This window comes from Bacteriovorax sp. As-1, from assembly GCF_058446905.1.
Window position 1 is genome coordinate 2,878,391 of the sequence record NZ_CP184341.1, and the last position, 17,793, is coordinate 2,896,183.

17 protein-coding genes are annotated in these 17,793 nt (G+C 42.0%); 11 read left to right on the top strand and 6 right to left on the bottom strand.

Annotated features, from left to right (window positions below; translation table 11 throughout):
• Window positions 1-8: 8 nt before the first annotated feature.
• Entirely contained in the window at window positions 9-1,601 is a 1,593-nt protein-coding gene (gene purH, locus ACN20O_RS14725) for a bifunctional phosphoribosylaminoimidazolecarboxamide formyltransferase/IMP cyclohydrolase (RefSeq protein WP_491634672.1), read from the top strand.
• An 8-nt stretch (window positions 1,602-1,609) separates the two neighbouring features.
• A complete protein-coding gene (gene purM, locus ACN20O_RS14730) occupies window positions 1,610-2,611 on the top strand; it encodes a phosphoribosylformylglycinamidine cyclo-ligase (protein ID WP_491634673.1) in 1,002 nt (333 codons plus the stop codon).
• On the opposite strand, the gene ACN20O_RS14735 is transcribed toward purM, so the two are convergent.
• The 5 genes from ACN20O_RS14735 to ACN20O_RS14755 all read right to left on the bottom strand — a co-directional run bounded on the left by ACN20O_RS14735 (window position 2,608) and on the right by ACN20O_RS14755 (window position 7,337).
• The gene (locus ACN20O_RS14735; protein WP_491634674.1) at window positions 2,608-3,186 is read right to left on the bottom strand and encodes a hypothetical protein; all 579 of its coding nucleotides are present in this window, start codon (window positions 3,184-3,186) and stop codon (window positions 2,608-2,610) included. The genes purM and ACN20O_RS14735 overlap by 4 nt on opposite strands.
• Window positions 3,183-4,487, bottom strand: coding sequence for an adenylosuccinate lyase (purB, locus tag ACN20O_RS14740; protein ID WP_491634675.1), 1,305 nt, complete (start codon window positions 4,485-4,487; stop codon window positions 3,183-3,185). Before purB ends, ACN20O_RS14735 begins: the two co-directional genes overlap by 4 nt.
• A gap of 15 nt (window positions 4,488-4,502) precedes the next feature.
• Window positions 4,503-5,162: a hypothetical protein gene (locus ACN20O_RS14745; protein ID WP_491634676.1), complete on the bottom strand. Its 660-nt coding sequence runs from the start codon at window positions 5,160-5,162 to the stop codon at window positions 4,503-4,505.
• Window position 5,163: 1 nt separating this feature from the next.
• Window positions 5,164-6,912 carry a TolC family protein gene (locus tag ACN20O_RS14750; RefSeq protein WP_491634677.1) on the bottom strand — a complete coding sequence of 583 codons (1,749 nt, stop codon included), beginning with the start codon at window positions 6,910-6,912 and terminating at the stop codon, window positions 5,164-5,166.
• A gap of 74 nt (window positions 6,913-6,986) precedes the next feature.
• Window positions 6,987-7,337, bottom strand: coding sequence for a hypothetical protein (locus tag ACN20O_RS14755; protein ID WP_491634678.1), 351 nt, complete (start codon window positions 7,335-7,337; stop codon window positions 6,987-6,989).
• A gap of 59 nt (window positions 7,338-7,396) precedes the next feature.
• Here ACN20O_RS14755 and kdsB point away from each other — a divergent pair, with 59 nt between their 5' ends.
• Genes kdsB through ACN20O_RS14790 form a run of 7 tightly spaced genes read left to right on the top strand, consistent with a single transcriptional unit; the run spans window position 7,397 to window position 13,297 of the window.
• Entirely contained in the window at window positions 7,397-8,170 is a 774-nt protein-coding gene (kdsB, locus tag ACN20O_RS14760; RefSeq protein ID WP_491634679.1) for a 3-deoxy-manno-octulosonate cytidylyltransferase, read from the top strand.
• The gene (gene pyrG / locus ACN20O_RS14765; protein ID WP_491634680.1) at window positions 8,157-9,770 is read left to right on the top strand and encodes a CTP synthase; all 1,614 of its coding nucleotides are present in this window, start codon (window positions 8,157-8,159) and stop codon (window positions 9,768-9,770) included. Before kdsB ends, pyrG begins: the two co-directional genes overlap by 14 nt.
• Before the next feature lie 2 nt (window positions 9,771-9,772).
• Window positions 9,773-10,573 carry a 3-deoxy-8-phosphooctulonate synthase gene (gene kdsA, locus ACN20O_RS14770; RefSeq protein ID WP_491634681.1) on the top strand — a complete coding sequence of 267 codons (801 nt, stop codon included), beginning with the start codon at window positions 9,773-9,775 and terminating at the stop codon, window positions 10,571-10,573.
• Window positions 10,573-11,133, top strand: a complete 561-nt coding sequence (locus tag ACN20O_RS14775) for a KdsC family phosphatase (RefSeq protein ID WP_491634682.1) — start codon at window positions 10,573-10,575, stop codon at window positions 11,131-11,133. The genes kdsA and ACN20O_RS14775 overlap by 1 nt, the downstream gene beginning before the upstream one ends.
• A complete protein-coding gene (locus ACN20O_RS14780; RefSeq protein WP_102243140.1) occupies window positions 11,133-11,402 on the top strand; it encodes a DUF493 family protein in 270 nt (89 codons plus the stop codon). Before ACN20O_RS14775 ends, ACN20O_RS14780 begins: the two co-directional genes overlap by 1 nt.
• Complete coding sequence (locus ACN20O_RS14785) at window positions 11,399-12,430, top strand: NAD(P)H-dependent glycerol-3-phosphate dehydrogenase (protein WP_491634683.1); 1,032 nt, start codon at window positions 11,399-11,401, stop codon at window positions 12,428-12,430. Before ACN20O_RS14780 ends, ACN20O_RS14785 begins: the two co-directional genes overlap by 4 nt.
• Window positions 12,431-12,436: 6 nt before the next feature.
• Window positions 12,437-13,297, top strand: coding sequence for an ADP-ribosylglycohydrolase family protein (locus ACN20O_RS14790; RefSeq protein ID WP_491634684.1), 861 nt, complete (start codon window positions 12,437-12,439; stop codon window positions 13,295-13,297).
• Here the strand turns inward: ACN20O_RS14790 and ACN20O_RS14795 are convergent.
• Complete coding sequence (locus ACN20O_RS14795; protein WP_491634685.1) at window positions 13,278-15,494, bottom strand: protein-disulfide reductase DsbD family protein; 2,217 nt, start codon at window positions 15,492-15,494, stop codon at window positions 13,278-13,280. The genes ACN20O_RS14790 and ACN20O_RS14795 overlap by 20 nt on opposite strands.
• A gap of 188 nt (window positions 15,495-15,682) precedes the next feature.
• On the opposite strand from ACN20O_RS14795, the gene ACN20O_RS14800 reads away from it, so the two are divergent.
• Entirely contained in the window at window positions 15,683-16,999 is a 1,317-nt protein-coding gene (locus ACN20O_RS14800) for a sensor histidine kinase (protein ID WP_491634686.1), read from the top strand.
• Window positions 16,992-17,792 carry an ABC transporter substrate-binding protein gene (locus ACN20O_RS14805; protein WP_491634687.1) on the top strand — a complete coding sequence of 267 codons (801 nt, stop codon included), beginning with the start codon at window positions 16,992-16,994 and terminating at the stop codon, window positions 17,790-17,792. Before ACN20O_RS14800 ends, ACN20O_RS14805 begins: the two co-directional genes overlap by 8 nt.
• Window position 17,793 lies beyond the last annotated feature (1 nt).

Genomic DNA, 17,793 nt, shown 5'->3' on the forward strand with positions numbered 1-17,793 from the left:
AAAAAACAATGATTGAAACAAGTGTGAAAATTAAAAGGGCCCTGATCAGCGTAACGGATAAAACTAATTTAAAAACATTAGTAGAAACACTTCATAATAACCAGGTTGAAATCATCTCAACAGGTGGAACAAAAAAGTTTATTGAAGATCTTAACCTACCGGTGACTTCCATTGAAAAAGTGACGGGAAACCCGGAAGCTTTCGGCGGAAGAATGAAATCGATTTCTTTTGCCGTCACAAGTGGACTTTTATTTCGCCGCCATCATGAAACAGACTTAGTGGAGGCGCGAGAATTAAATATTGAACCAATCGACCTGGTGGTTTGCAATCTTTACCCATTTGAAAAATACGCTGCCACAAATGCTTCAGAAGATGTCTTGATTGAAAACATCGACATTGGAGGACCTCTAATGCTTCGAGCGAGTGCTAAAAATTATGAATCAGTCACTGTTTTATCAGATGTTGCTGATTACGATAATTTTTTAACTCAATTTAATGGAACGACATCATTTTCACAAAGAAGGGCACTTGCCGTTAAAACCTTCGAAAGAATCGCTAAGTACGACCTGATGATTGCTGAAGAGTTAACGAGTCGTTTTGCAGAAGAAAAAGCTCAAGACAAAAACTGGCTGGCCATCGAGCCAAAAGAGTCTCTTCGTTACGGTGAAAACCCACACCAGTGGGCCAATGTCTTTAAGTTAAAAAATACCAAAGGCGGCGTGAGCCTTCTGGATGCGGAAGTTCTTCAAGGAAAAGAGCTTTCATACAATAACTGGGTAGACGCCGATGCTGCCTGGAGGGTGATGAGTGATGTGGCCCATATTTCCAAAGGGGCCCCTGTCACAGCAGTCATTAAGCACGCTAACCCTTGTGGTCTTTCTGTCGCTCCAACTCCGGTTGCTTCATTGATGGAAGCATGGAACGGTGATGGGGTTTCAAGTTTTGGTGGAATCATTGCCATGTCGAGTGAAGTGGACTCTGAGTGTGCGAAGTTTTTAACTGAAAGATTTATTGAAGTGGTTATTGCTCCAAGCTTTTCAGAAAAAGCGCTTAAAGCTTTTTCAAAGAAAAAGAATGTACGACTTTTAAAAACGCCAATTAGACCCAAAGAAGAATCAGAGTTTATTGTGAAAAGTATCTCTGGTGGACTCTTGATGCAAAATGAAGACGAAGCTTGCGGTAAGTCAGAAGAGTTGAAACTCGTAACAAAAAAAGAAATGCCTTTTGAAACATTAGAATTAGTAGATTTTGGAATCCTTGCTTGCAAACACTTAAAGAGCAACGGGATCGCTCTCGTTTGTAAAACATTAGAAGGGCACTTTACTCTTGCTGGAACAGGAATGGGGCAACCAAATCGCCTGGATTCTCTTCGTTTACTAGCGAAAGTTAGAGCAGAACAAAAAGGTCTTTCGATGGATAAGATGCTTCTGGTTTCAGATGCATTTTTTCCTTTTGCTGACTCTGTAGAGGTTTGTCATGACGTTGGAATCACTTCAATCATTCAGCCTGGTGGAAGTATGAGAGATGATGAGGTGATCGAGGCTTGTGATAAATTTGGGATTGCGATGATGACAACTGGACGTAGACACTTTAGACACTAGAGGTAAATATGAATTACAAAGACAGCGGCGTAGATATCGAAAAAGGTGACCTCTTTGTAGAGCGCATCTCAAAGATGGTTAAATCAACTTATAATCAACAAGTCATGAGCGGCATTGGAGGCTTTTGTGCTCTTTATGCCATGGACGAAGAAAGATTCCTGGCCTCATCAACAGATGGAGTTGGGACAAAGATTAAATTAGCAATAGATCTTGGAGTTCACGACACTATCGGAATTGATTTAGTTGCGATGTGTGTGAATGACCTGATTTGTTCAGGTGCAAGACCTATGTTTTTCCTGGATTACTTTGCTTCAAGCAAGCTGGACTTAAAAGTTTCAGAAGCAGTGATTAAAGGAATCGTCGATGGTTGTCACCAGTCACAGATGGCCTTAATTGGCGGGGAAACGGCAGAAATGCCAGGGATGTATCAAGTAGGTGACTACGACCTGGCCGGTTTTTCGGTTGGTGAAGTCATGAAGTCTTCTTTAATTGATGGCTCTCGCATTCAAAATGGCGATACATTAATTGGGATTGCTAGTTCAGGGTTTCATTCAAACGGATTTTCTCTGGTGAGAAAAATCCTGGAAAAAAATAACTGCAACCCGGATTTAAAACGCGCGTGTTTAACTCCGACAAAAATTTACGTTAAGGCGGTGATGTCGCTATTAAAAACTCACTCTTCTCACGTTAAAGGAATTGCTAATATCACGGGATCTGGTTTTCTTAATATTCCACGTATGAATGAAAACTTTGATTACCATGTCACTGAAGCACCAGAACTTCCGCTATTTATGAAAGAAGTTTGTGATCTTTCAGGATTAAGCATGAAAGAGCTGCATAAGACTTTTAATATGGGTGTGGGGATGGTGATTGCGACGGATTCACCGGATACAATCATCGCTGAACTTGAAAAGTTAGGGGAGAGAGCTTTTTTCTTAGGGCATATCACGAAAGGAAAAGGCGAGTATCACTTCAATCCAAAAGACTCAACAACTGGGCACAATTCTTAAGCTTTAAATTTTTTCAGAGCGGCTTCATACTCCGCTCTGGAAATTCTTCCAGATTCAAAAAGGCGTTTGAGATCTTGTAAGTTGTGTTCACGACGGGCTTCACCCAGGTCTTTTTTCTTAATTTCTTCATGCATAGCATTTTTTGCATATTTATTAGAAGGCAGAAGCACTAAAACAACAGTTGAAAGGAAATCTACATAAGGCAGAGAAAGAATGACAATTGCCAGAGCGCTTTCAACTTTACTCAGATTGCGGTTCACAATATCTCTGATTCTTTTAATATCGACTAACCTTAAAATCAAAATGAATACAAATTTTAAAACGATGTCTAAAGTCGATTGGCCAACTGTTGATGAAAGAAAAGGAACTATCGTTTTCGTTTGAGGGCTCGATGAAAGAACATGAATCAGTTGTGGAAACTGGGGACTGCTTTGAAGTGCTGCCAGGATTCCCGGATAATAGATGTAGCGAAAACCGATTAAAAACCAAAAAGCATTATGAAGAGCATAGAATAAACGATTCAGTTTCCCCTTAGGTGAAAACAGCGAATTGTTGTATTCCAGTTTTTCCATCACAGCACTCGGTTAAAAATTTGATCGACAGACTTTAAGTAAATATTTCTTAATCCTTCAGCGTTCACTTCTGGAAGAGTCACTGTCTCTTTTCTTGTTTTTAATTCATTTTGAATCAAGTCGCGGAAGCGATGAGGGTTTGTTTTAGCGTCAGCATCAAAAGAAGCGGCCTGAACAACAGCGTATAAATCTTCTCTCGTTAGTGATTCACAGTTTTTAATTAAAAAGTGCAGGTAGAAACTTGAAAGGTAGTGAGTGTGGTTTAACACTTTTCCTTCCACCACTTTTTCATCGATATCTAAAAGATTCAGTGTCGTCGTGAAACGATCAAGAGCATAAGTTAAAATCCCAAAGTGGTCTGGAAGATAAAGTCTTTCTGCGCTTGAGTGAGAGATGTCTCTTTCGTGCCATAGGATTGAGTTTTCCAGGGCCAGAGTCAGGTGAGAGCGCAAGAAGCGCGAAAGACCTGTCAGGTTTTCGCTGGCAATTGGGTTCTTTTTATGTGGCATCGTGCTTGAGCCTTTTTGACCCGGTCTAAATCCTTCGGCCACTTCTTTGACATCAGAGTGGTGCAGGTGACGGATTTCAACGGCAAGCCTTTCAATGGCATTAGCAACCAAAGAAGTAATAGAGATTAGTTTTGCCAGGCGGTCGCGCGGGATGATCTGAGTTGAGACGTCTTCAACTTTTACTCCTAGTTTTTTAGCGACACTTTCTTCGATATCTGGAGTCAGGATCGTGTAGTTTCCTACGGCCCCTGAAAGCTGGATAGTGAGTTCATTTTTATAAAAATGTTCTAGGTCTTCTCTTCTTCTTTTAAATTCAGCGTAGTGACCTAAAAGTTTTTGACCAAAGCTCATGGGCTCGGCATACATTCCGTGTGAGCGGCCTAAGGTCATGAGCATTTTTGTTTCAAGGGCGCGCAGCTTTAGTGCTTCCATAAAGCTGTCGTAAGATTTCATCACCACTTCAAGAGAAGCTTTAATCTGTAAAGTTAAAGCACTGTCGATGACATCTGATGAAGTCACACCATAATGGAAGTATTTCCCAATTTCAGTAGGGAGTTGCTCGGTAATTGATGTACAGAAGGCGATGACATCGTGTCTGGTTGTCAGCTCGATCTCATCGATTCTTGCGGTGTTGATTTTAGCGGTGTCGCGGATAGTTTTTGAAATCCCAGATGGGATCATCTTTTTTTCTTCCAGCGCACTTAAGAGTTCCAGCTCGATTTGAAGGAAAGTTTTAAACTTATTTTCATCACTCCAGATTGGGGTGATGGCCTTTGCTTCATAACGAGGAATCATAATCCACCTTAGGTTTTAGAGGTAAAAACTTAAATCCACTCCCATTGTCAAAAACCCTAAAGTTAGAGAGCGCTGAGAGCTGGTTTCCGTATCATTTTCTTGTGATCTTTTTACCACAGCGAGGTTGTAATTGAAATGAGCACCGGCACTAAAATAATCGTTGAAGCGCTTATAAACAGAAAACTTTGCCATCAGCCCCGGACCACTAAAAGATTTCCCAGAGTAGTCTTCTTTATAGATATTATAAGTCAGGTTGGCGGCCATAAGTTCATAGATGTCGTCGAAGGGAAGCAGTGTTTGTGCGTAGCGAGTTTCGCGACCAATCCCTAAACCAATGCTCGTCAGGGTGTTTTCTTGCTCAGCGAGCTGATTATCTGTTGCCCCTGTTGCAGTGGCATTGTTGGCCGAGAACTTATTAAAAAGTCCTTTGGTCATCATGACGTTGGCGTCGGCCCAGAAGTTCTCCAGTTTTTTTCCGTACGAGAAGTTAAAACTGCTCATGTCCGCGGCCTTTGTCAGGCTTGGGTTTACCCCCAACATGAAAGAGAAGCGGTTGGTGTGAGAAGGATTAAAAGTCGTTTCGGTGTTTAACACCAGCTCGCCATTAGCTGCAAAGGCGCTGGCCGAAACGAATAACAAAGAGGCTACGATTGTTTGTTTCATTGTATATTTCATCTTATTTACCTTTTACTCTTGTTGCTAGAAGTTCGAAATTCTCTCCCGGGAAATCCTCTACTCCCATTAAGCGGGCAAGTGTCAGCTTCTGTTGTAAGTGCTGAAGCTTAACTTGCTCATAGAACACCTTTGTATTGCTCAGGTCTTCAAGAGAGAGTGAGAAGTCGTAGAATTTCGTTCTGCCGTTAAGGTAATTGTCCAAGATGGTATCAAATGTTTTTTGTAAGCTTGGAAGGCGGGCTTCCAGGATCACGATTTGATTTTGCAGAGAAAGAATTGTTTTGTAAGTCTGTCTGATAAAAGACTGAGTGTAATGCGTATTCTTTTCAAACTCTTTCATGGAAATTTCTTTTCCAATGCGTGCAGTGGCCAGTTTGTTTGAGTTTAAGAATCCATCTGACCCGGTAATGGCCCAGGTTGTATTGATAGAAGCAACCAATTCAACGTTTCCGCTTCCGCCATAAGTTTCATAGCGAGTCGTGTTGGTCGATGGTCCAAATTTCTTGTTGTAAGCGCCCAGGTTTACCGAGAATTTTGGCAGTGGCATATTTTCTTTTAAGGCCACATCGTATTCTCTCTCCGCATTCTCCATTAACATTTTATTAGTTAATAGAGTCGGGTTATTTTTTTCTGAGATTTTTAGCGCTTCATCCAGCGTGATTTTTAATCTTCTATAGTCCAGTGTTTCGTTGATAACGTATTTTGTCCCGATCGGGTCAGCGATCTGGAAAGCGACGCTTTCATCGGTTTGATCAGAAGAGATTTTGGCGTCGTGGTATTCATTTTGCGCTTTTAAATACTCACTTCTTGCCTGGTAGTAGTCTTGTTTTGATGTTTTTCCGATTGTAATTTTTTCTTTACTTAAACGGTAAACGAAAGAGGACTGGCGAAGTTGATCCTGGCGGATTTTTTCAATGTTTTTTGACGACATTAAAGTGAAGTAGCTGTTGATCAAGTCAAGTTTTAACTCTCTTTTTGATTCGTTATAGATTTGCGTATTTCTCTCGTAAATCCCTTTTTTGTTAAGATAAATTGCGTAATCCTTACCCCAGTTGAAAACAGTGTAATCTCCTAGGGAAAGACCTAAAGTTCCACTTGGAGAAGTCGAGTGAGGATTTGTCGGAGTGCGCTCGCTAGATCTGAGTGTGGCGATTTTTTGATCGTCAGTTGTCAGCGAGAGTTTTAGCTCTGGAAGCCAGAAAGCACTTTTTGTCCCAGAGAAAGCGATCTCGTTAAGTTCTTGCTGTTGACCGCGGATATTTTGGTCGTAGTTTTTTCTTAGCCCTTGCTCGATAACGTCATTGAGCTGCAGGTTTTTATAAACGTCGTTGAGTTTATATTTGTCTGCTTCCTGTACGTAAATTTCTGTTTCAGTTTGCTTTTGGGCGCGCACTTTTGGCGCAGATTTATTTTTTGGTTTTAAAAGTTCTTCCTCAGAAACAACTCCAGTCTTTTTTTGCAGAGGAGAAGTCTTTTCAGGAGCATTCACAGGCTCAAGTTTTTCCACTTCATCAGTCATGGCATCGACATTTTGTGAAGGGATGGCCTCTGTCTGCGGTGATGGGGGAGTTGCGCTCTCTCCAGCTGGCAGAGATTGTGGCCCGTCACTCATTTCTCCTTCGGGAGCGCCAATTGTTGATGACTCTGAGCCGCTTTCCAGCGTTTCAATAGTGTCATCGTCTTGTGCATGAGTGATTTTTGGGGCGATAAGGCTTATCGCAATGAGATACAATAAGAGATTTTTAGTCATCGGCGCAGTCTCTCTAAACTAATTAGTAAATATTTAGAATAGGATAGAGTGCGCGGTATGCATTGAAAAGTTTTTTATAGCGTTACGCCGGGACAACCCTTGCGGACGATATTTTCTTCCTGGTACTGAATCTGGGTGAGAGTAAGAGTGAGTTCGTGCTCCAAGTGACCAAGATTCACTTCGAGTTTCTTCTTTAAAGTAACTTTATTCTCAGGAGTGATCTCCTGCAGGTGCTTATTTCTCTCGATCATGGCCAGGATGCGTTGTTTATTGGCAATTTTCTCTTTTCTGGTCTCAGTCAGGAGGTCGCAGCGGCGGCTGATGCTCGGGTCAGTAATGACGGTGCGCTTATAATCTTCAGCTCGAAGATTATAAGAATATCCGACAAAAAGACTCAGAAAAAGTAATGAAAATCTTTGGGCCATACCGAGGCGTCTCCTCTATAATAGTAAGCTTATTATATCTTATTTTGGAGACCTTTAAAGTGAGTAAAAAAAGTGTCCTCATTTTAATTCCCGCCCGTTTTGCTTCAACTCGCTTTCCAGGAAAACCACTGGCGATGATTGCAGGCAAGAGCATGATTTCAAGAGTTCTTGAAAACTGCCAAAAAGCCTCTTGTGCCGATATTTTGTTTGATGCTTATGTTGTCACTGATGACGACCAAGTAGAAAACCATATCAAGAGTTTTTCCCAAAATGTCGTGAGAGTTGATGACGACGTGATTTCGGGAACACTTCGTATTGAACTTGCTTACAGCAGGCATTTCAAAGAAAAGTCTTATGACCTTGTGATCAACGTGCAGGGGGATGAACCACTACTGGAAGGAAGTGACCTGGTTCGCCTGGCGGAGTTTCATTTAAATAAGCCGGTAGAGATTGCGACACTGGTAAAAAAGCAAATGGGCTTTGATGATGTTTTTAGAGATCCCAATAAAGTGAAAGTGGCCATGAGTGAAACAACTGGTGACGCTTTTTATTTTTCCCGCTCGCCGATTCCATTTAAAAGAGATGCGGGAGTAGATGCTAATAACGATTATTGGTTTCTACACATCGGTGTTTATTCATACAAACCAAGCGCACTCAGCGCCTTTTCAAAAGCTCCAGTCTCGAGACTGGAGGATCTTGAAAAACTAGAGCAACTTCGCGCCCTGGAAATGGGCATGAAAATCGGAGCTCTGGAAACTAGAAGTGTCATCGTCGGAGTCGATCATCCGGCAGACGTAAAAAAAGTAGAAGAGGTATTAAGTGGCAGAAATTAAGAAACACAAAAAGTACATTTTCATCACAGGTGGAGTTGCAAGCTCACTAGGAAAAGGTCTTGCGGCCGCAAGTATCGCAGGTCTTCTGGAGCGAAGAGGGATTAAGGTTTCCATGCTAAAGATGGACCCTTATATCAACGTCGACCCGGGAACAATGAGCCCTACCCAGCATGGAGAAGTATTTGTCACTGACGACGGTGCTGAAACAGACCTAGACCTTGGTCACTATGAGCGCTTTACATCTTTAACTCTCAAGCGTGAAAGTAACTTTACGACTGGTCAAGTTTATTTAAAAGTTATCGAAAACGAAAGAGCGGGAACATACTTAGGAAAAACAGTTCAGGTTGTTCCGCACATCACTGATGAAATCAAAAGAAGAATTCACACTGCGAGTGAAAACTGCGACATCTTAATCGGAGAGATCGGTGGAACGGTTGGTGATATCGAATCACTTCCATTCATTGAATCAATCAGGCAACTTGCTCTTGATGAGGGAGCGGCCAATGTTCTTTTTATTCACCTGGTTCTTCTTCCTTACATCGCTGCGGCCGGTGAGTTGAAGTCCAAGCCAGCTCAGCACTCGGTAAAAGAGCTGATGTCTCAAGGGCTCTCTCCGCAAGTAATCGTTTGCCGTTCAGACAGAGAAGTGGATGAAGATACACTTGATAAGATTTCACGTTTCTGTAACGTTCCTAGAAAAAACGTTTTCCAAAGTATCGACATGGATTCAATCTATAAAGTTCCACTTGAATTCCACAAACAGGGGCTTGATGAAAGAATAAGTGAGCTTCTTGGTATCTGGGCACCGGAACCAAAAATTGCCGACCTGGAAAAAGTTGTTCACAACTTCACTCATCCACTCAGAGAAGTAAAAATCGGGATCGTTGGTAAATACACCGACCTGGTTGAGTCTTATAAATCTTTAGACGAAGCTCTTAACCACGGAGCGATTGCCAACCAGTTAAAGTTCAAACCAATTTACATTGATTCTGAACAACTGGAAAAAGGCGCAAACCTGGATGAAGTGTTTAAAGGTGTTCAGGGGATTTTAGTTCCAGGTGGATTTGGAAGCCGTGGAACAGAAGGAAAAATTAAAGCGATTGAATACGCTAGAACAAAAAAAGTTCCTTTCCTCGGAATTTGTCTGGGGCTTCAGTTATCAGTTATTGAATTTGCCCGTCATGTGGCCGGAATCAAAGATGCGACATCTGAAGAATTCCAAAGCGGCGGGGAACACCTGATCCATTATATGGAAGGTCAATCAAGCACAGGTTCAAAAGGGGGAAGCATGAGATTAGGTTCTTATGAATGTCACCTTGAACCAAACTCACTGGCCCACAAAGTTTATGGCAGTGATAAAATCCAGGAGCGCCACCGCCACCGCCTGGAAGTCAACAATATGTACATGAATAAACTTATCGGTGCAGGTCTGGTCGTCTCAGGCTTTAACCGCGATTTAAATTTAGTAGAAGTTGTCGAGCTTAAAGATCATCCGTTCTTTATTGCCAGCCAGTACCACCCGGAATTTAAGTCGAAACCTTTTTCTCCTCATCCGCTTTTCAAAGCATTTATTGAGGAATCAGATAAAAACAGGAAGTAATTATGACAAAACCTAAATTAGACCTTTTTATTGGTTCATGCGTCCTAGAAAGCGAAGAGCTCGCTCTGGGAATTGCTGAACGCTTAGTAAAAGACCTTAAGCCTTTTGAAGACAGAATCACTCTGACGTACAAAGGAAGCTTTGATAAAGCAAACCGCACATCAATCAACTCTTACAGAGGCCCTGGAATTGATGAAGGGATGAGAATCCTTCAAAAAGTAAAAGACACTTTCGGTCTTCCAGTTCTAACTGACTTCCACGAAGCAAGTCAGGCAATGAAGCTGGCAACAGTCGTTGATGTTCTTCAGGTTCCAGCTTTCCTATGCCGTCAGACAGACATGATTGCCGCAGGAGCTGAAGCGTGCGCGAAATACGGACGCATCCTAAAAGTGAAAAAAGGACAATTCCTTTCACCAGAAGAAACAAAAAACATCGTTGATAAAGCGACGACATTTTTACCAAAGAACCAAATCCTTTTAACTGAAAGAGGATCGAGTTTTGGTTACAATAACCTGGTGGTTGATATGGCCTCTTTCCAGATCATGAAGAGCTTTGGAGTTAAAGCGATTCACGATGCTACTCACTGTGTGCAAAGACCTGGAGGATTAGGGACTGCGACAGGCGGAAAGCGTGAGCAGATTTTAGTTTTAGCAAAAGCAGCTGTTGCGGCAGGAGCTGACGGGATTTTTATGGAGTGTCACCCTAATCCGGATAAGGCGCTTTCTGATGCTTCAACAAGTCTTCCACTTGATCAGATAAAGGGAATTGTTGAGCAGTTACTTAGAATTTATGAGGTAGTGTAATGGCCCAGCCTTTAGATGAGAAAAAGTCACTTCTAGTGACGGCAAAAAAATTCGAAGACAAACTTAAAAAAATCAAAGTTTGCCTTTTTGATATCGACGGTATTTTAACTGATGGAAAAATTTCATGGGAAGGAGATGACGTCGGTTTTAACCGCACGACTCACGCCCTGGATGGACACGGTTTAAAAATGCTGATGGAAGCAGGACTAAAAGTAGGAGTGATCTCAGGTGGAGATTCAAAAGGCGTGAGAAAGCGCTTTATCGACAATCTGAAACTATCATTCACTTATTTTGGAAATGAAGACAAGCGCGAAGCTTATAAAGAGATATTGGCCCAAGGTTATAAAGACGAAGAAATCCTTTTTATGGGGGATGAGTTTATTGACCTGCCTATTATTAAGCGCGCGGGCTTTACGGCGACGGTGCCTAATGCCAGTTATGAAATTCAGGAAGCTGTAGATTACATCACTCACCGCCAGGCCGGGGATGCTTGTGCCCGCGAGGTGATTGATATCGTTCGTTACGCTCAGAAAATTCCTGTGAAGGTTCTGGAGTTTTAATGAACCCATTAGAAGACAGGTTACATAAATTAAAGCTCGTTCTCGACGAAACTGTGAAGTTTCCGACCGAGTATCTTTTTAAGTTTATTGTTCCTATCAGCGAAGTTCACCAGATTCTTTTCATTCTTCAGGGAATGGAAATTGAACAAAAGGCTTCATCAAACGGGAACTATATTAGTGTCAGCGGGAAGACAACGATGCAGCAGAGTCAAGACATCATAAAAGTCTATGAACGTGCAGCGGCCATTAAAGGAGTTATTTCTCTATGAGTACGACGAAGAGACAAGTGGCACTGGTTATTGGGGCAGGGGCCTTTGGGACTGCGATTGCTCAGGTTTTGGCGCAGAATTTTGAAAAAGTTATATTAAAAGTTCGCTCTAAGGATATTTACGATGCGATTAAGGCCGGAGAAAATTCAATTTATCTTCCAGGTCTAAAAACTGCCAGCAATATCGATGCAGCTCTTTCGTGGGATGAAGTCGATGCCATTGGCGGGAAGATCGAATTGATTGTTTCGGCACTTCCAAGTAACGGCATTAGTGAGTACTTCAAGGAAAACTACGACCGTTTCTTAGGCTACTTTATTAAAGGTATCCCACTCATGTCTCTTTCAAAAGGGATTGACCCGGACACATTAGAATTATCGGATGATTTATTCTTTGATATGTACCCACACTTTAAAGACCAGTTCTGCTTTTTATCCGGGCCAAGTTTTGCTCACGAAATTATGCAGGATCAAATCACACTGGTGACTTTGGCCGGAAGATCAAAACAAGTTTTAGAAAATGTGGCCTCGATGGTTAACACCAGTGCCTTTAAAGTTTTAGCAAGCTATGACGTTAAAGGAGTTTTATTAGGGGGGGCCTTAAAAAACATCCTGGCCATTGCTGGAGGAGTTATTGAAGGTCTGGGTTATAACCACAACACCAGAGCTGCAATGATCACTCGTGGGATTGCAGAAATGCTTCGTTTTGGGGCCGTCTACAATGCTCGCCCGGAAACATTTTATGGTCTCTCAGGAATGGGGGATTTAATCCTCACGACAACTGGGGATCTTTCAAGAAACAAAACATTTGGTCTGGAGCTCGCTAAGGGAAGAAAGGCCGAAGAAATCATTAAATCACAACGCTCTGTTGTTGAAGGTTATAAAACAGCAAAAGCGGCCCACTTTATTTCAGAGCGCTTTGATATCCGCGCTCAGATTTTTAATGGAGTGTATGGGGTATTATACGATGGGCTCGAGCCAAGAGAAGTGATCACGAAGCTCATGAGAGGCCCTTCGAAGTTCGAATCATAATATAATATGACAACACTACAGTCGCGCTTTTTAGGATCATTATTAGGACTCGCTGTCGGAGACGCTTTGGGAGCTCCGGTAGAGTTTAAAGCTCGCGGAAGTTTTCCTCCTGTCGAAGAAATGCAGGCGGGTGGACCTTTTAATTTGCAAAAAGGGCAGTGGACTGACGACACTTCTCTCGCCCTTTGTTTGGGGACGAGTTTAGTGGAGAAAAATGGCTTTGATCCCTATGATCAGATCGAGCGCTATATAAAATGGTTTCGCGAAGGCTATATGAGTTGCACTGGTCACTGCTTTGATATCGGCAATACGACCAAAGCGGCGCTTTTAAGATACGAAGAAAATAAAGATATCTATGCGGGTTCGGTAGATGATCCAGCGACCAATGGATCGCTGATGAGACTGGCCCCTGTGCCGCTTTTTTATTTTAAAAATCTAAAAGACACAATCAAGTATGCTGGGCTTAGTTCTAAAGTGACTCACGCGCCTTTAAACTGCATTAAGGCCTGCGAAGATTTATCTCTCTACATTCACCGTGCCCTCAAGGGAGAAACGAAAGAAGGGATCTTTAAAGATGCCTCATTTGATTTTTCTAAAAATTATGAAGAAGTCTCAGGAAAAGGAGACGCACTTCTGTGCTTAGAAGGGGCCATGTGGTGTTTTTATCATTCAAAAAGCTTTGATGAAGGTGTAAAGCTTGCGGTGAACTTAGGTGATGATACCGATACGACGGCGGCGGTTTTTGGCCAAGTGGCGGGGGCATATTACGGAGTAGAAGGCATCCCACAAAACTTTTTAGAAGACCTGTGGGACAAAAAACTTATCCAAGAGCTGGCCCTGAAACTTTTTAATTCAGGTGCTCTTTAATTCTTTCAATCGTTACTGTTTCACCAAGATTGACCAGCGTCCCATCTTTTTTCTGCACGAAGTAAGCAGGAACCCCCACCATTCCATTTTTTCTTAAAAAGCTACCGATGATTTCATCTCTTTTTGTCCAATCACCGATAAGAAGTTTTACGTTGTTTTGGGCAACGAAAGTCTTAAAAGTGTCGGTGTCCAAGACCAGTTTTTCGTTAACTTTACAGGTAAAACACCACTTGGCCGTGAAATCGATAAAGACGACTTGTCCGCTGGCCTTTAAATCATCCATTGCTTTTTCCGACCATGGCTGCCAGTCCAGACCTTTAGCTTGTTTATCGCGGATAAGAGCAGTCTGAGCTTCAGTGCTCATGACAGGGATAGTTGTCGCGATATTTACAAAAAGACCAAGGGCGGCCAGGAAACTGGCCCCGGCAATCCATTTTTCTTTTTTCTTTGAAAGCATAAAACCCACAAAGATGAAAACAAGAATTGTTCCAAGTTTAATTAGCTGTGATGAACCATCAACGAGAGCATTATAAACATCAAGCAGCCAGATCGCTGTCAGGATAAGTGTGGCACCCAAAAGTTTTTTGACAGTGTTCATCCAGTTGCCAGGTTTTGGGATGAATGAAACAAGTGCCGGGTAGATTGCTGTCAGGACAAAGGGGAAAGCAAGACCAAGTCCGATCATTAAAAAGATCAGGTAAATTTCCATTGGTGGAGAACTAAAAGCGAAAGTCAGTGCCGTTCCTAAAAAAGGCGCAGAACACGGAGTGGATAAAACCGTAGCAAGAACACCACTTAAAAAATCTCCTGTAAGTCCTTCGTTAAGTTGCATTCCACCTAGCTTTGATCCCCCGGGAGTTTTGAATTCGAACATCCCAAAAAGGTTTAAAGCAAAAATAAAAAGTGCGATCACCATAATGGCGACAAAAGTAGGAGATTGCAGCTGAAATCCCCATCCGACTTGAGAGCCAATCGACTTTAGTGAAAGGACGATGGTTGCTAAAGCGGCAAAGGTAAAAAGGATTCCTAAAGTATAAAAAAAGTTATGTTTTAAAATCATCTTGTGCGATTCATTCTTGTACTTCACCAGCCCGAAGAGCTTGATTGAAATCACCGGTAGAACACACGGCATGATGTTTAAAATAAGTCCGCCGACAAAGGCCAGGGCAAGATAATAGATTAATGAGTTTGAACTAGTGCTTGCATCCACGATGGTCCTGGCAGACCCCGCAGGAGAAGATGGTGATCCTCCCATATCAACAGGAGGTGCCCCTTCCGCTTTTTGTGCGACTGTCACTTCTGCTAGTTCAAAGTTTGAAAATTTTTTATCGACGATAAAGGCCTTTCTTTGGATAGGATCGTTAAACAGAAAACGAAGTGTATAAGGCTTTTTAAATTTTCCATCAGCTGGAAGTGGTTGTGGTGGGTCTTGGTATTCACCGTCCCATGAAATTTCTGTGATGCCTTTTAGGCTCGCTTTTTCTACTGTAAGGTTTTCGTGTTTCACATCAAAAGGGATTTGCGGGAATGTATACATTAAGTTCGTATTCTGAAGGAAGCTCACTTCAGTTGTTCTATCCACAGTGTAAGTAAGAACTAACGTACCAGGCTTGCTGCCTTTAGAAAGTTTAATTTTTAAGTAGTCTGGGATAACCGCTGTTTTTGGAAGAGCGTCAAATCTTTCAGAGAGAACTGTCGAATTTAAGTTAGGCAGAAGATCTAAAGTGGTCGTTGTGACATTTCCCGGAGCAATTTTAAAGTCAGTTATTTGCTGCCCAGGAACACAGATGTGCTTACAGACTAGCCACGTCGATTTTAACTGAATGTTTTTTCCGCTGTATTTGTTGAAATCACTTTTAGATAGTTTAAAGAAAAGAGAGTAGTTGTCTTCATATCCATAGGCCCAAAGATTCCCTGGTTCAATAAAACGTCTTGGTGCCGGCCACTCCATTTCTTCAAACTTAACTTCTTTGCCGTTCATCGTGAAAACATTTTTAATGGCAAGGCCAGCGTCACCAGGATTCTTCCAGTATGTGTGCCACTTCTGGTGGTTTTCAAAATTAAGCGCCAGGTATTCATCGCTGTCTTTTTTAAAAGATTGAATCCCGAATTTTACTGGTTTTGCCGGGACTGATTCATCAGCACCTAAGGCAAACGTAGAAAGAGTCACTAAAAGAAAGAGAATGGTCAAACGCATATAAAATACCCTTAAAAAGTAAACGGTCCAATCTTTAAAGATCCTTAAGAATTTTACTCCCAGCAGGGGGCAAAAACAAGCCTTCTCATTGTTAAGTCTTGATAACAATTTCCTTACAAAGAGTTTACAAACTGAGCCTCATTTCGGATACTGTTTGGAATATAAAAGCGCGTAAATAATGGGTAGCGATGTTAAAGAAATTCTATCTTTTGCTTGATTTCTTCTTACCGGAACACGTAAGTGACCAAGTCGACATTACGACGCTCTTTAGGGCCCGTTCCATCGTTGCGGCAGGAATTCTGGGCATTGTCATCATGGCCCTGTTTTTCCTGGGTGCCAATATCCTGCAGATTAACCTTTTTGTGCGCATCGGGATTCTCTTTAGTCTTATTTCTCTTATATCCCTAGTCGTTTTTCTCAAAACCAGAGACACCAACTTTGAAACTTCTTTAAATATCGGAGCGGGGATTCAAATAGCCATTCTCTACGCAACAATTTATTTAAGTGCTTTTTCTCCCCGTGGGATGGGCTTTTTCGGGCTGATCTGGCTAGTTCCTATTTTTCTTATGTCGGCCTTTTATTTTAAACCGTTTTACGGGACGATCTGCTTTTTTTTAAACATGGTCATTCTTGCTATTCTCTATACTGCTTTTCATGATCGTTTTTTTGCACCAATGCAGTATGTGGCCAACTTTAAAAGTGTTTTTCTTTTTTACTTAGCTTTCGTTCTTATTTCAGCGTCATTTCTTTCATTCTTTTTTATTCAGCTCAATGAGCTCCTTAAAGAAGAGCTCTCTAAACAAAAGGGGCTTTTACTTGAGAGCGCTAAGTTCCAATCCTTGGGACAAATGGCGTCTAACCTGGCCCATGATATTAATAATCCACTCTTTACTATTCAGGGAAAACTTCACCAGATCAGAAATTTGTTTTCTCATGACGATCTGGATTTAGATAAGTGTGATCAGATTATTGAAGATGTGGAAGGCACTATCCTGAGACTTTCTCAGATTGTAAAAGGGATCAGTACTTTTGCCAGACAAGGACATGGCGATCAGATGGTGTCGGTGAGTGCTGATGAGCTTATTCGTGGAATCGTGCTTTTAGGGTCAGACCGCATCGTACAATCGGGAATCACTTTTGATTTAAAAATTGCACCTAATACAAAAGTTATCTGTTACCCGTCTTATATAACACAGGTGCTGATCAACCTGATGAACAATGCTATCGATGCTCTTGAGCACGCAGAAATGAAGGTGATTCAAGTTGAGGCATTCACTAATGACAAGTGGGTTGAGATTCATATTAAAGACAGTGGAGCAGGTGTGCCTCTGGAGCTGCAGAATAAAATTTTTGATTCCTTCTTCACCACTAAAAAATACGGTAAAGGCACAGGCCTTGGGCTTTCGATTTCCAAAGGGCTTGTTGAGGCCCATGAGGGAGAACTCAAGTATCAGCGAGTCGGTGATATGACGGACTTCGTGGTTAAACTTCCTAGCTATGAGTAATTTTAGATACAATCCGGAACGTCTCATTTGTATGACTGAAGAGTCAGTGGAATTTCTCCATGCCATCGGGAGAAGTGATCTTATTGCAGGTGTGTCGGTCTACGCTAAAAGACCTGCAGAAGTTAAGCAGCACCCCGTGATCTCGGCCTTTACTCACGCCAATTTAAAAAAGATTCAAAAAATAAAACCTGACCTGGTCATTGGTTTTTCTGACATTCAAAAAGACATTGCCCGCGACCTGATCGCTGAAGGCATTGATGTTTACATTTCTAATCAGCGCTCATTGGAAGAAATTTTTCGTTATATGTGGACCCTGGGACACATGGTGGGCGAAGGAGCAAAGACCGAAGTCTATTTAAAGACTCTGGAAGAAAAGATGGCCATGGGACGAGCTTTTGCCAAGACATTAAAGAAGCGCCCGAAGGTTTATCTCGAAGAGTGGGATGAACCTCAAATCTGTGGGATTCGTTGGTTTAGTGAACTTGTCAGCCTTTGTGGTGGAGTCGATATTTTTGAAGCAAAGTCACTTGAAGGGGTGAAGGCCTCTGAACGATTTGTCTCCAATGATGAAGTTGCATCCCATAACCCCGACATTATCCTGGCCTCATGGTGCGGGAAAAAGGTTGATATTGAGAGCATCAAAAAGCGCCCGGAACTTATCCATGTAAGCGCTGTTAAAAATAACGCCATCTTTGAACTAGAGCCTGAGATCTTTCTGCAGCCAGGGCCGGCCCTTTTTGTTGATGGGATTGATCGGTTAATCGACTTATTTAGTTCATTTAATTCAAAATAAT